13 protein-coding genes are annotated in these 12,334 nt (G+C 65.4%); 3 read left to right on the forward strand and 10 right to left on the reverse strand.

The window, feature by feature from the left end; genetic code table 11:
* The first annotated feature begins 2 nt into the window (after window positions 1-2).
* Window positions 3-704 (forward strand): PspA/IM30 family protein, encoded by a 702-nt coding sequence (locus tag GQB00_RS14610; RefSeq protein WP_165856878.1) that lies wholly within the window; start codon window positions 3-5, stop codon window positions 702-704.
* A 195-nt stretch (window positions 705-899) separates the two neighbouring features.
* Here GQB00_RS14610 and GQB00_RS14615 read toward each other — a convergent pair whose 3' ends face one another.
* The 8 genes from GQB00_RS14615 to GQB00_RS14650 all read right to left on the reverse strand — a co-directional run bounded on the left by GQB00_RS14615 (window position 900) and on the right by GQB00_RS14650 (window position 9,358).
* Window positions 900-1,559, reverse strand: coding sequence for a CerR family C-terminal domain-containing protein (locus GQB00_RS14615; RefSeq protein WP_323127293.1), 660 nt, complete (start codon window positions 1,557-1,559; stop codon window positions 900-902).
* A gap of 16 nt (window positions 1,560-1,575) precedes the next feature.
* Complete coding sequence (locus GQB00_RS14620; RefSeq protein ID WP_165856880.1) at window positions 1,576-4,740, reverse strand: efflux RND transporter permease subunit; 3,165 nt, start codon at window positions 4,738-4,740, stop codon at window positions 1,576-1,578.
* A 7-nt stretch (window positions 4,741-4,747) separates the two neighbouring features.
* Window positions 4,748-5,893, reverse strand: a complete 1,146-nt coding sequence (locus GQB00_RS14625; RefSeq protein WP_228276818.1) for an efflux RND transporter periplasmic adaptor subunit — start codon at window positions 5,891-5,893, stop codon at window positions 4,748-4,750.
* Between the two features lie 591 nt (window positions 5,894-6,484).
* On the reverse strand, window positions 6,485-6,901 hold the full coding sequence (locus tag GQB00_RS14630; protein WP_111497614.1) for a VOC family protein: 417 nt from the start codon (window positions 6,899-6,901) through the stop codon (window positions 6,485-6,487).
* A gap of 91 nt (window positions 6,902-6,992) precedes the next feature.
* Window positions 6,993-7,379 (reverse strand): DUF4124 domain-containing protein, encoded by a 387-nt coding sequence (locus GQB00_RS14635; RefSeq protein WP_165856881.1) that lies wholly within the window; start codon window positions 7,377-7,379, stop codon window positions 6,993-6,995.
* Window positions 7,380-7,411: 32 nt separating this feature from the next.
* Window positions 7,412-8,344 carry a cation diffusion facilitator family transporter gene (locus GQB00_RS14640; protein ID WP_111497612.1) on the reverse strand — a complete coding sequence of 311 codons (933 nt, stop codon included), beginning with the start codon at window positions 8,342-8,344 and terminating at the stop codon, window positions 7,412-7,414.
* Between the two features lie 83 nt (window positions 8,345-8,427).
* Complete coding sequence (locus tag GQB00_RS14645; protein ID WP_111497611.1) at window positions 8,428-8,757, reverse strand: TraR/DksA family transcriptional regulator; 330 nt, start codon at window positions 8,755-8,757, stop codon at window positions 8,428-8,430.
* 142 nt (window positions 8,758-8,899) lie between these two features.
* Window positions 8,900-9,358 carry a hypothetical protein gene (locus tag GQB00_RS14650; RefSeq protein WP_165856882.1) on the reverse strand — a complete coding sequence of 153 codons (459 nt, stop codon included), beginning with the start codon at window positions 9,356-9,358 and terminating at the stop codon, window positions 8,900-8,902.
* 124 nt (window positions 9,359-9,482) lie between these two features.
* Between GQB00_RS14650 and GQB00_RS14655 the strand changes: the two genes are divergently transcribed.
* A complete protein-coding gene (locus GQB00_RS14655) occupies window positions 9,483-10,484 on the forward strand; it encodes a ChaN family lipoprotein (RefSeq protein WP_207950802.1) in 1,002 nt (333 codons plus the stop codon).
* A 9-nt stretch (window positions 10,485-10,493) separates the two neighbouring features.
* On the opposite strand, the gene GQB00_RS14660 is transcribed toward GQB00_RS14655, so the two are convergent.
* Window positions 10,494-11,150: a glutathione S-transferase family protein gene (locus GQB00_RS14660; protein ID WP_111497609.1), complete on the reverse strand. Its 657-nt coding sequence runs from the start codon at window positions 11,148-11,150 to the stop codon at window positions 10,494-10,496.
* A complete protein-coding gene (locus GQB00_RS14665) occupies window positions 11,138-11,704 on the reverse strand; it encodes a PEP-CTERM sorting domain-containing protein (protein ID WP_165856883.1) in 567 nt (188 codons plus the stop codon). The genes GQB00_RS14660 and GQB00_RS14665 overlap by 13 nt, the downstream gene beginning before the upstream one ends.
* Before the next feature lie 191 nt (window positions 11,705-11,895).
* On the opposite strand from GQB00_RS14665, the gene GQB00_RS14670 reads away from it, so the two are divergent.
* On the forward strand, window positions 11,896-12,318 hold the full coding sequence (locus GQB00_RS14670; protein ID WP_111497607.1) for a DUF4399 domain-containing protein: 423 nt from the start codon (window positions 11,896-11,898) through the stop codon (window positions 12,316-12,318).
* Window positions 12,319-12,334: the final 16 nt, after the last annotated feature.

Raw genomic sequence — 12,334 nt, forward strand, 5'->3', positions numbered from 1 at the left:
TCATGATGCTCTGGAGAAAAGTCGGCACCCTGTTCCGCGCCTCGGCCCACGAGCCGGTAGAGAAACTGGTGGACGCCAACGCCCTGCGCATCCTGGCGCAGGAGCTGCGGGAAACCGAAGACGCCATGGTCGGCGCCAAGCGCGAGCTGGCCGGGCTGATGGCGGAATCCAAACAACTGCAACGCAGCAACGAGCGCCTGGCGGAGACCATCACCGAGCGCGAGGGTCAGGCCCGGCACGCGCTGGAACTGGGCGAGGAGTCTCTGGCCACGGAACTGGCCGAACGCATCGCCGAGGACGAGAACCTGCTGGCCGAACAGCGCCGCCACGCCGATTATCTGGCGGCGCAGGAGAAAACCCTGCGCAAGCGCCTGCAGGACGCCGGCCGCACCCTGCAGCATTACAAGCGCGAGCTGAGCCTGGCCAAAGCCAACCGCAACGCAGAGAAGGTGCTCAAGGAACTGGGCAGCCACACGGCCGGCCTGCACACCCACATGAGCGACCTGGCCGCCTCGGTGGATCGCATCAAGGCCCAGCAGGAACGCACGGCGGACGTGAACGACAGCCTGCAGGAGCTGGCCGAAGAGGAACTCGGCAGCCAGTTGGACCGCAAGCTGAAGAAAGCCGGGATCGACACCGGGAAGCACGATGCCAAGGCGGTGCTGGCGCGGTTGCGGGCGAAGGACGCGCCGCAGGCGACGTGAGCCAGTGGATGGTTGGGTAGGGGCTCACGCCAGAGTGAGCCCCTGGCCGCCCGGCCGGGCGGCTCGGAAACTGAAGTTTCCGCTACATGGATGGTGCTAACGCCAGACGACAGACAGCCCGCTCTCCCTGTACCAGACACTTCAGTTTCTGAGGCGCCGCCAGGCGACCGGACGATGAATCCTCGATCAGCCTGTTTACTCCGCCCGCTTTTCCAGCGCCGCTACGTGGGCCAGCACTACCTCTTCCGCCATGTCCACCAGCTCTGGCGGGAAGCGGTCGCCGCAGTCTAGGCGTCGCAGTAGCGGTGTGCGGCCGACCAGGAAGAAAACGATCTGCCCCACCAGCGTGTGAGCTTCGAGGATCACGCGGGTTTCGGTGGGGTCGCGCCCCATGAGCACGGCGATCAGCGTGGTCAGGTGGACGTGCCCCAGCAGGAAGGCTTCCTGATAGAGAATATCGTAGGCGTCGGTGGGATTGGCCTGTTCGCGCATCACCATCATCAGCCAGCGGCGCGCTTCCTCCTCCTGGCTGAACAGGCGCACCATGCGCCGCACCAGGCCGCTGATCAGCTCGCGGGCGGCGTCGGAGTCGATGTTACCGACATCCGCATGGCTGACCTCCATGCCCTCCAGCTCGAACACCGCCCGCAGGCGCCGGGCGATGTGGCGGGCGATGGCCAGGTAGAGCCCCTGTTTGTTGCCGAAGTAGTAGGCGATGGAGCCGATGTTGGACTGGGCCGCCTCGGCGATCATGCGCGTGGTGGTGCCCTTGAAGCCGAACTGGCCGAACAGGTCCATCCCCGCCAGGATCAGCTTGCCGGCGGTCTCGTCTTCCAGTCGCGTTTTTTCAGTCACAGCTTCGGATCCATGGTCAGGCATTCTCGGGTGTCGCGGCGCCCATCTTCTCCGATTCGCCCCGGAAAAAGTAGGTGTAGAGCACCGGCACCACGCCCAGGCTCATCACGGTGCCCAACGCCAGCCCACAGGCCATGGCGCTGGCCATGCCGTAGAACAGCGCGTCGCGGCCGACGATCAGCGGCAGGAAGCCGAGAATGGTGGTCACCGTCGCCATGAGGATCGGCCGCAGGCGGCGCACGGACGCCTGGATCACCGCCTCGGTCATGTCCAGCGCCGGGTCGCGCCGGTCGATGTCGATGCGGTCGATCAGCACGATGGCGTTGTTGATGATGATCCCCGCCAGGCTGTATATGCCCAGCAGCACCATGAAGCCGAAGTTGGCGCGCATCAGCATCAGCCCCAGCGCCACGCCGACGATCACCAGCGGGATGGTGGTGACGATCAGCAGCGGCCGCTTGAAGGAATTGAACTGGGCCACCAGCAGGATGAAGATCACCCCGAGGCACATGGGCAGGTAGGCCTGGAGCGCCGCCTTACCCTCGGCGGACTGGGTCACCACGCCGTCGAACTCGATCCAGTGCCCGGGCGGCAGGTCCGCCTCGATGCGGTCCAGCGCCGGCTGGATCCGGGGCATCATGTCCTCGGCGGTGAGCCCGGCGTTGCGGCCCTCGATGGTGATAGTGCGCACCAGGTTCTCGCGGTCTATGCGGTAATAGCCGTTGCCGATGTGCACCTGCGCTACTTGGTTGAGCGGCACGCCCTGCCCCGGGTTCTCCAGCGGGTAGACGGTCAGCGACTTGAGCCGCTGCAGGCTGGAACGCTCGGCCTCCTCGTAACGCAGCATGATGGGGATGATGTTGTCCCCTTCCCGGTAGTTGCTCAGGTGGTAGCCGTCGATGGCGCCGCGCAGGGAACGGGCAATGTCCTCCGACGTCACCCCGGCACTGCGCGCCTGGGCCTGATCCACCTGGATGTTCAGCGTGGGAATCCGCGCCTCCCAGCTCTGGCGCACGTCGCGCGAACCGGGCAGATCCTTGAGGGCCTGCTCCACCTGCTGGGCGGCGCCGAACAGCACTTCCCGGTCCGGCCCTTTCACCTGGATCTCCAGCAGGTTGGAGTCGGACGGCCCGAGGAACATCTTGGTGATCTGCGGGTAGACGTCGGGGAAGTCCCGGTTCAGCACGGTGCGGGTTTCGGCCATCACCGCGTCCACCCGGTCGCGATCGCTCACGTTCAGCACCAGGAAGCCCTTGTTCGGTGCCGGGTCGATGGGCGTCAGCGACAGCACGAAGCGCGGCCCGCCGAAACCGGCGTAGGCGGCAACGCTGGAGACGTCCTCGTGCAGGGCCTGGTCGTCGTTGAGCGCACCGCTGATCGCCTGGATGCGCCGGTCCGCTTCGGACGGGGCGATGTCCGACGGGAAGTCGAGGTAGACCAGCACCTGGGTGCGGTCGGAATCCGGGAAGAACTTCTTGGGCACCACCTGCATCAGGCCGACGCCGCCGATCAGCGCCAGCACCATGATTCCCAGGAACAGCGGGCGGTGACGCAGGACCCGGCGCAGCAGCGACTCGTAGCGGCTGGCCATGAAGCGGAACAGGCGGTCCGACAGGCTCTCTTCCGACGCACTCTCTTTCGACGCGTCCTCTTTCGATGCCCCCTCTTTCGAAGCCCCCGGGCCACGACGCCTGGCCGCGTCCTGTTCCGGCAGCTTGAGGAAGCGGTGGCACAGCACCGGCGTCAGCGTCAGGGACAGGAACCAGCTGGTCAGCAGGGAGATGGCGATGACGATGGAGATCGAGCGGGTGTACTCGCCGGACACGTGCTCCGCCAGCATCAGCGGCAGGAACACGAGGATGGTGGTCAGCGTGGAGGACAGCAGCGGCACCGCCAGTTCGCCGCCGGTCTGTTTGAGGGCCTCGTCGCGGCTGGCGCCGTTTTCCAGGCGGGTCTTGAAGTCCTCGGCGATGACAATGGCGTTGTCCACCAGCAGCCCCAGGGCGATCACCAGCGTGGCCAGGCTCATGCGCTGCAGGGTCATGTCCATGAAGCCCATGATGGCCAGGGTCACCAGCATCACCGCCGGAATGATGGAACCGACGATCAGCCCCGTGCGAACGCCAAGGAACAGGATCACCACCGCCAGCACGATCACCAGGGTCTGGATCACGCTGGAGGTGACGCCGTAGACCGCGTTGGCCACCTGGTCCGCCTGGAAGGTCATGATCTGCAGGTCGTAGCCCGCCGGCAGGGTCTGCCGGACCTTGTGCAGGGTGTCTTTCACCGCGTGGCCATAGTCCAGCACGCTGTAGCCGTCGAGCATGGAAATGGCCAACACGATGGCCCGCTTGCCGTTGAAATAGGCGGGCTGTTCCACCGGATCGACGTAGCCGCGATTGACGTGGCCCAGGTCGCCCAGGCGCATCGTGCCGCCATCAGGAAGCTGGATCTCGGCGTTGCGCAGGGCGTCGATGTCGGAATACTCGCCGGACACCTGCAGGGCGAATCGCTGCTCGCCGGACTCGATCACACCGGCGGGCGGCATCACGTTGCGGGACTGGAGCTGACCCGCCAGCTCGTTGGGCGTCAGGCCCAGTTCCGCCATGCGGGTTTCCGGCAGGTCGATGAAGACGCGCTGGGGCTGCTCCCCCAGCAGCTCCACCTTCTCGGTGCCCTCGATGCCGTAGATGGCGGTGCGGATGTGTTCCGCCATTTCCATCTGCTCGGCCTGGCTGAACGCGTCTGAGGTCAGTGCCGCGGTGACCACGGCCACATCGCCGTAGTCGTCATTGAGCACCGGCGTGCCGGTGCCTTCGGGCAGCTCGGACTGGGCCGCGTCGATCTGCTCGCGCACCTCGTCCCAGATCTGGTCGAGGTTGAAAAAGCGGTCCTGGATTTCCACGTGGATCAGCGAGCGCCCGCGCATGGAGGTGGAGCGGATCTTCTCCACTTCCCCAACCTTGCGCACGCTGGCCTCCAGCGGCTTGGTGATGTTCTCTTCCACCTGCTCGGCGGTCAGCCCCGGGTAGGACGTACTGATCACCGCCTGGCGGATGGTGATCTCCGGATCTTCCCGGGTGGGCAGCGCGAAGTAGCTGACCACGCCGTAGAGAATCGCGATGGCGGTAGTGAGGTAGAGGACCGGGCGGAAACGGAAGGCCAGTTGCGACAGGTTCATGGCCACCTCAGTTGTACCGCTCGGGGCCCTGCCCCATCAGGTCCACGGTCTCGCCCGGCGAGACGAACTCCGCCCCGCGCGCGACGATACGCTGGCCCGCTTGCAGCGCGCCGGTGACCGATGCAATGCGCTCATCCACGTGGGCGATGGCCACGTCCACCCGCTCCAGGGTGCAGTCCGCGCCGATGCGCAGCACGTGGGCCTGCTCGTCGCCGTCGTAGACCAGCGCCGTCAGCGGGATGCGCACCAGAGTGGCGTCTTCCGCTTCGCCGTTGGCCAGTTTGAGGTGAACCTGGGCGGTCATGCCTGAGCGCAGTCCGTCCAGCGGCTGCGGCAGGGTCAGCACCACCGGGTAGTTGTTGGACGACTGCGGCTGGGTGCCGATGTGCTTGATGCGCGCCGGGATGCGCTCGTCGCCCAGTGCCGGGATATGCACCTGCTGGGGTTCACCGTCATGGAGCCGGCCGATCAGGGTTTCCGGCACGCTGGTGTCCACTTCGAAGCCATCGCGGTCGGAGATCACATCGAGGATGGTCTGGTTGGGGCTGACCCGTTCCGAAGGCTCCACCCGGCGCTGGCTGACCGAGCCGGTGAACGGCGCCTTGAGGGCGGTCAGACGCAGGTCGCGTTCAGCCAGGCGGCGTGAGGCCATGGCCGATTCGTAGCGCGAGCGGGCCGCGTCCAGAGACGCCCGGGCGCTGTCGAGCTGGGACTGGCTGGTGTAGCCCTTCTCGCGCAGGCTGTTCTGGCGGTCGTAGGCCAGTTTGGCCTCATCCTGCGTGGCCTTGGCTTCGCGCTCGGCGGCGACGGAGCGCTGGTACTCCAACTGGTAACGGGCGTCGTCCAGCACCGCCAGGGTATCGCCGGCCGCGAAGCTGTCGCCGACATCCACCGCCAGGCTCTCGATCTCGCCGGAGATCTCGAAACTCAGGGACGTCTGCTCCGCCGCCGTGATGCGTCCGGACAGGGTCACTTCCGTCGAGCCGTTGGCCGGCATCACCCGGGTGCTGTCCACCACCCGCGGCGGGGTCTCGTCCGCCTGCTCCCCGGCCGACGACGTGCAGCCGCCCAATACCCCGATCAGAACCGCCACGCCCCAAAAGCGCGCGGCCCGCGCCCTGCTTCCCATCGATGCCTTGCTGTCGGTTTGCATGCCCCATTCGCCCGTTTAATCAATTGATCAAACGGATTTTATAATCATTTGATTAAATTTGAAAGCAACGTAATTTTTGGATAGATAATCAATCGGATAAGCGGTTATCAGGGGTGCCTGAATGCCTCAACAGAGCACCGCTTAATGTAGCGGAAACTTTAGTTTCCAAGCCGGCCACAGGGCGGCCGGAACCAATTCCTGGCCTGTGCATTTGATCAGCGTCATCCAATGGGCTTTTGTGCCTCGGCGGGGTTTTTCCGGGCACCTGGCGGCGCCTCAGAAACTAAAGTTTCTGCTACAGGGTGCGGGAGGCCCCGAAGCTCGAAACCAGCATCGCCAATGTAGCGGAAACTTCAGTTTCCGATCCGGCCAAAGGGCGGTCGGAACCAACTCCTGTCCTGTGCTTTGGGGCAGCAGCATCCAATGGGGCGTTTGTGCCTCGGCGGGGCTTTTTCCGGGCACCTGGCGGCGCCTCAGAAACCAAAGTTTCTGCTACAGGGTGCGGGAGATTCCCAAGCTCGAAACCAGCACCGCCAATGTAGCGGAAACTTTAGTTTCCGAGCCGCCCGAAGGGCGGCCGCGATCCCCTCGTCACTCCGGATCCGCCGGCCCGACCCACGCAAACGGGTTGTAGGCCAGTTCCCAGAGGTAGCCGTCCGGATCGGAGAAATAGCCGGAGTAGCCACCCCAGAACACCTTCTGCGGCGATTTGATCCGGGTGGCACCGGCCGCCACGGCCTCGGCCATGACCCGATCCACTTCGGCTTCGGAGGCAAGATTGTGGGCGATGGTGAACCCGGGGAATCCGGCCGGCGGGCTGTTGGGAATCCCGACGTCGTCGGCCAGCGCTTCCCGCCCGTAGAGCCCCAGCCAGGTGCCGTTGAGGGTAAAGAAAGCGACTTCGGGCGGCGACTCCAGTTGTGGGAAGCCCAGCCCGTCGCGATAGAAGGCGATGGAACGCTTCAGGTCGGCCACCCCGAGGGTGACCATGCTCATTCTTGGGTTCATGGCGTGACCTCATCCGTCGATGCGAAACAGTCCCACAACAATGGCACATGGCGGTGCCGGGAGTCGGGAAGACTTTGCTGAACGCAACCGCCTACTCATAAATCACGCGGATACGGCCTTCCAGGGGCGCTTCAGGAATTTCGTAGGGCCGATTGTCGGACGCGTCGGCGGACCGGGACGATGCGGCCCTGTCACCCGATTGGCCCGGCTCGCGGGCCTGCCGCCACCGTTGCGCGTTTTTCGCCGCCTGGCGCTGGTTCTCGGCCCGCTGCCCGGCTTCCAGGCGCGCCCGCTCGGACGGCCTGGCGGCGTCCACAGCCACCGGGCGCGCCGTCTCTTTATAGGCGGCGGGCACCTCGTCGCCGAAGTGGATCGCACCGTCCCGGTCGACCCAGCGGAACACCTCCGCGGCCGGTCCGGACGACCACAGTGTGGCCAGCGCCAGGACGAGCGCCGCCGGGCCGTGTCGGTTCGTCATCGCCCACCTGCTGCGGGCGGCCCCGTCCCGAATTAACATTGCCCCGCCACGGGACAGGTATCCCGATCCCGCTCCCACTGAATGGTCACGTGGCTGATGTTGAAGTCGTGCCGTAGCCGATGTTCCAGCTTTTCCAGCAGAGCGTCGTCGGAGGCCGGATCGGGCTTGACCAGGTGCGCCGTCAGCGCGTTTTCGGTGGTGCTCATGCCCCAGATGTGCACGTGATGCACGCCTTCCACGCCGGGCAGGTCCTGCAGCATCTCGCGCACCTCGTCCGGGTCGATACCAGCCGGTACGGCGTCCAGGCTCAGGTTGAGGGATTCCTTGAGCAAGCCCCAGGTGCCGATCAGGATCACCACCACGATGGCCAGACTGACCACCGGATCGATCCAGGTCTGGCCCGTCCAGAGGATCGCCAGCCCGGCGACGGCGACCCCGAGGGACACCCCGGCGTCGGCCGCCATGTGCAGGAAAGCGCCGCGGATATTGAGGTCGTCCTTCTGCCCCGCCATGAACAGCATCATGGTGGCGGCATTGATCACCACCCCGATCAGGGCCACGACGATGACCGTCATACCGGCCACTTCGGAGGGTTCGGCGAAACGGCGGATGGATTCCCAGGCAATGCCGCCGATGGCCACCATCAGCACCAGCGCGTTGACCAGCGCCGCCAGGATAGTGGTCTTCTTCATGCCGTAGGTGCGCCACTTGGTGGCCTCCCGCTGGGCCAGCCAGGCCGCGCCCCAGGCCAGCACCAGGCCCAGCACATCGCTCAGGTTGTGGCCCGCGTCGGCCAGCAGCGCCATGGAGTCCGCCAGGACACCGTAAACCGCCTCCACCACCACGAACACCGTATTGAGCACAATGCCAATGGCAAAGGCCCGGTTATAGCTGACCCCGTGGGCATGAGCGTGACCATGACTGTGGCCATGATGCGCGTGCCCGTGATGGTGAGCGTGAGACATACCGCCGAACTCCTTGTGAACGTTTTCCGGCATTACAAACCCTGTAACCACTTCAGGGTCAAGCCATCACGTGACAGAGAGGCTCAGTGGGATCGTTGCTCGGCGCAGTCCACGCAGACGGTGGTCTGGGGCAGGATCTTCAGGCGCTCGGGATTGATGTATTCGCCGCAGTATTCGCAGATGTCACCCTCGCCTTCGGCGATGCGATTGAGGGCACGCTCCACCTGGCGCAGCTCTTCCCGGGCCTCGTGGTCGAGCCCGTCCACGACTTCGTCGTTCTGGCGCTGCACGGCCTGCTCGGCGAAGTCCGCTTCCAGGGGGCCATGGTCCCGATGCTGGTGGGCGGAATACTTGTCGATCCGGTTCTTGAGGTCCTGGCGCAGGTCCGCCAGGAACGCCTTGCGTTCAGACATAGCCATTCCTCGCTCATCAATGAGCCTGTATTTAACTATAGGCCTTACGGCACAGGTTGACTCAGGTCAGTTGTTAACCAGACGGTGTTTAGACCCGGTTCCCGGTCGATCGTGCCCTTACGGAACGGCAAGGTTGTATGGCTCAGTGGATGTCGCGACGACCCTCAAGCCAGCGCTGCAGCGCGTCGTGCAGCGCTTCGGCCACGTCGAGGTCCAGCAGGTAGGGTTTGACGGGATCAATGGCCGGATCCGGCGGGTAGCCGAGCAGTACCATGACGGTGAGCAGCTCACGCCCGACCAGTTCGATACGATCGATGTGATCCGCCGTCAGCCGGTTGATGCAGCGCCCCCACCAGGTTGACTGGCGCTCGACCACCGGTCGCTGGATGGCGATCCGGTTGCCCAGGGCGGTACACAGATCACGCGGTGACGACGCCTGGGTGTTGGCCAGCAGGCGGTCGAGATCCCGGCTCATCCGGTGCCAGCGTCTGGCCTGATGGCGGAACGCCGGCGCCACCAGTGTCAGCGACGCGGTCAGTCGCGACGCCATGTCGGCGTCCAGCTCGAACGCGATCGGTGATTCGGTTGATTCAGTCCCCATGTCATCTCCCTGACAACGAGTATCCAGCGCGCCCTGATGAAAGCGGCCCCCTGGAAGGGTGCATCCGGCCACCCTGTGCTAAGGTCAGTTGCATTGTGCCGTCCGCCCATGCCCGAGGAAAGCGATGCCGCTCCCAAAACCACTCATTGCCGGTGCCCTGACGCTCCTGGCCGGCTGCGCCAGCCAGCCCCAGCCCGAACCCGCCGCGCCGGCGGAGAGCCACATTCCGCCCATGCACTCCATCCTCAACACGCCGCTGCTGTATAGCGACGGCCAGCCGATCGCCGTGGAGCAACTGGCCCGGCGCTGGAAGCAGGCGGATGTGGTGGTGATCGGCGAATTCCACGGCCACAACGGCGCCCACCTGCTGGAAGCGCGCATGCAGATGGCGCTTTTCAACGAACGGCCGGACCAGATCCTGAGCCTGGAGCCCTTCAACGCCGACCACCAGGACGCACTGGACCGTTACCTGGCCGGCGACCTGGGCGAAGCGGAAATGATTGAGGATGCCGACGCCTGGGACAATTACCGTGCCGGCTACCGGCCTCTGGTGACCTTCGCCGCGAACCTGGAGCGGCCGGTGGTGGCGGCCAACGCGCCGGCAACCGCCGTGCGCTGCGTGGGACGCCGGGGGCCGGACGCCCTGCAACGGCTCGATGACGCCACCCGCGCCCTGCTGCCGGACGACCCGTTCCGCGGCGATGCCGCCTACCGCCGGCGTTTCTTCGAGGCCCTGGGCGGCCACGGTCACGCTGACGACAATGCGCTGGAAAACCGCTACCAGGCCCAGTTGCTGCGGGACAACACCATGGCCTCACGCATCCTCGACGCGCTGGAAGCCAACCCCGGCGCCCAGGTGCTGCACATCACCGGCGACTTCCACAGCGCCGACAGGCTGGGCACCGTGGCCCTGCTGCAGGCCCGCGCCCCGGAGCTGGCTATTCGCGTGCTGTCGCCGATCCGGGTGGACGATCCGGCCCGACCGGCATTTGAGGAAGGCGATCTCACCCGGGGCGACGCGGTTTACCTACTCGCGCCCCTGCCTGCGGAATACCTGGATCCCGAGCGCATGCGCGCCGCCATCGGCGAGCGTTTTTCCCGGGCCGGCGAGATCGAGTGCCCGTGACCGGCGAGATCAGGTCAGATCCCGTCCCGCCTCGTCTTCGGGCACCACTTCGGTTTCGGTGAGGGCCGCGGACAACCAGCGCTCCATGCACTCATGATGGCGCAGGCGCGCGGCGTACTGCTGGGCTCCGTCGGATAGGGGCGTGCCGTAGGTGAGGAAGCGCCAGGCCACCGGCGCGTAGAAGCAGTCGGCGATGGAGAAGTCACCAAACAGCCAGGGCCCATCCTCGCCGTAGCGGGTGGTGCAGTCGGTCCAGAGGGCGTCAATGCGGTCAATGTCGGCCCGGGCCGCTTCCGACAGCTCGATCAGCCGACGGGCGCGGCAATTCATGGGCATTTCCGCGCGCAGCGCACCGAAGCCCGAGTGCATTTCCGCCACCACCGAGCGGGCGTGGGCCCGGGCCGCCGGGTCGGAGGGCCAGCCACGGCCGTCGAGATAGGTTTCCGACACGTATTCGCAGATGGCCAGGGAATCCCAGATGGTCAGCCGGCCGTCCAGCAACACCGGCACGCGGCAGGTGGGCGAGTAGCGCCCCAGCCGGACCTTGAGACCATCCTGCACCAGGGATTCCTGGATTTCCTCGAACTCCAGCCCGAACGCCGCCATCAGCAGCCAGGGGCGCAGGGACCAGGACGAGTAATTCTTGTTGCCAATCACGAGCTGCATGAGCGACTCCGGCGACGAAGACCAACGACCAGACTGATGGCCGTCAGGCCCAAACCGAACAACGCCAGCGCGCCCGGTTCGGGGACGGTTGCGACTCTACTGACGCTATATTGCCCCCAGAAGAACCAGTTTGTCTCCCCCTGCTGGAACCCGTTGGCTTCCTCCACCACGTTTTCCAGGTAGGCCAGGGGCTGCCCGCCGTCGGGCACGAAGAACAGGTCGAGGTACAGGCCGATGGACTGGCCCGACGCCGGACTGATGTCCACACCGTAGCTGGCCAGCTCGCCGCCATCCACGCTGCGCCCGTCCCGCTGGGTGAACAGCGCACTGCCCCACCAGTCGACGGCGAAGTCGTCGCTCACCAACAGCAGGTGCGACAGCTCGCCGGTGTCGGTATCGAGCAGCAGGGAGCCGATGCCCAGCCCGGTGGGCGCACTGCAATCCGGCGGGCAGAGGCTGATGTCCTTGTAGTGGAAGCGGTAGTCGTACTGCATCACCGTGGCGACGGCGGGTTGGGCGAGAACCAGGAGCAGGATGGCAAACAGGCGGGACATGACGTCATCCTTGAATGTTGTTGTGATGGCTCACTATATCACTGTTCAAATATCGACCACACGAACTGATTGCACAGAATGCCAAGCCGCTGCCTGTGCAGAAAATCGACCTGTTCGCCCGCCGTTACGCTACCTATGCTGATACGGTAAGAAAGCGGTTTTTCGATGTTTCAAAGCAGGGAGACTGAGATATGCGACAGCTACCGAATGCCGTCCTGGCGGCGGCGCTGGCCTTTAGCGCTGGCTCCGCCCTCGCGGCCACCCCGGCCCCGGACGGCGCGTCAGTCTATTTCATCACGCCGAGTGATGGCGACACAGTCAGCTCGCCGGTTACCGTGCGCTTTGGCCTGGAAGGCATGGGCGTCGCGCCGGCCGGCATCGATATGGCGAAAACCGGCCACCATCACCTGCTGGTGGACGTGGACGAGCTGCCGCCCGCCGGCCAGCCGATTCCATCCGACGACCATCATCGCCATTTCGGTGGCGGCCAGACCCAGACGGAGCTGGAGCTGCCACCGGGCGAACACACCCTGCAACTGATTATGGGGGACCAGACGCACATTCCCCACGAGCCGCCGGTGGTTTCCGAGCGGATCACCATCACCGTCGAATAACGGGCGTCCGGGAATC

Origin of the sequence: Marinobacter sp. JSM 1782161, from assembly GCF_011421605.1 — a bacterium.
In the GTDB taxonomy this organism is placed as follows: domain Bacteria; phylum Pseudomonadota; class Gammaproteobacteria; order Pseudomonadales; family Oleiphilaceae; genus Marinobacter_A; species Marinobacter_A bohaiensis.

What these genes read in the sequence shown, in the direction of transcription:
- GQB00_RS14610 (WP_165856878.1), top strand. Translation starts at nt 3, where the DNA reads ATGATGCTCTGGAGAAAAGTCGGCACCCTGTTCCGCGCCTCGGCCCAC.
- GQB00_RS14620 (WP_165856880.1), bottom strand. Translation starts at nt 4,740, where the DNA reads ATGAACCTGTCGCAACTGGCCTTCCGTTTCCGCCCGGTCCTCTACCTC.
- GQB00_RS14625 (WP_228276818.1), bottom strand. Translation starts at nt 5,893, where the DNA reads ATGCAAACCGACAGCAAGGCATCGATGGGAAGCAGGGCGCGGGCCGCG.
- GQB00_RS14630 (WP_111497614.1), bottom strand. Translation starts at nt 6,901, where the DNA reads ATGAACCCAAGAATGAGCATGGTCACCCTCGGGGTGGCCGACCTGAAG.
- GQB00_RS14635 (WP_165856881.1), bottom strand. Translation starts at nt 7,379, where the DNA reads ATGACGAACCGACACGGCCCGGCGGCGCTCGTCCTGGCGCTGGCCACA.
- GQB00_RS14640 (WP_111497612.1), bottom strand. Translation starts at nt 8,344, where the DNA reads ATGTCTCACGCTCACCATCACGGGCACGCGCATCATGGCCACAGTCAT.
- GQB00_RS14645 (WP_111497611.1), bottom strand. Translation starts at nt 8,757, where the DNA reads ATGTCTGAACGCAAGGCGTTCCTGGCGGACCTGCGCCAGGACCTCAAG.
- GQB00_RS14650 (WP_165856882.1), bottom strand. Translation starts at nt 9,358, where the DNA reads ATGGGGACTGAATCAACCGAATCACCGATCGCGTTCGAGCTGGACGCC.
- GQB00_RS14655 (WP_207950802.1), top strand. Translation starts at nt 9,483, where the DNA reads ATGCCGCTCCCAAAACCACTCATTGCCGGTGCCCTGACGCTCCTGGCC.
- GQB00_RS14660 (WP_111497609.1), bottom strand. Translation starts at nt 11,150, where the DNA reads ATGCAGCTCGTGATTGGCAACAAGAATTACTCGTCCTGGTCCCTGCGC.
- GQB00_RS14665 (WP_165856883.1), bottom strand. Translation starts at nt 11,704, where the DNA reads ATGTCCCGCCTGTTTGCCATCCTGCTCCTGGTTCTCGCCCAACCCGCC.
- GQB00_RS14670 (WP_111497607.1), top strand. Translation starts at nt 11,896, where the DNA reads ATGCGACAGCTACCGAATGCCGTCCTGGCGGCGGCGCTGGCCTTTAGC.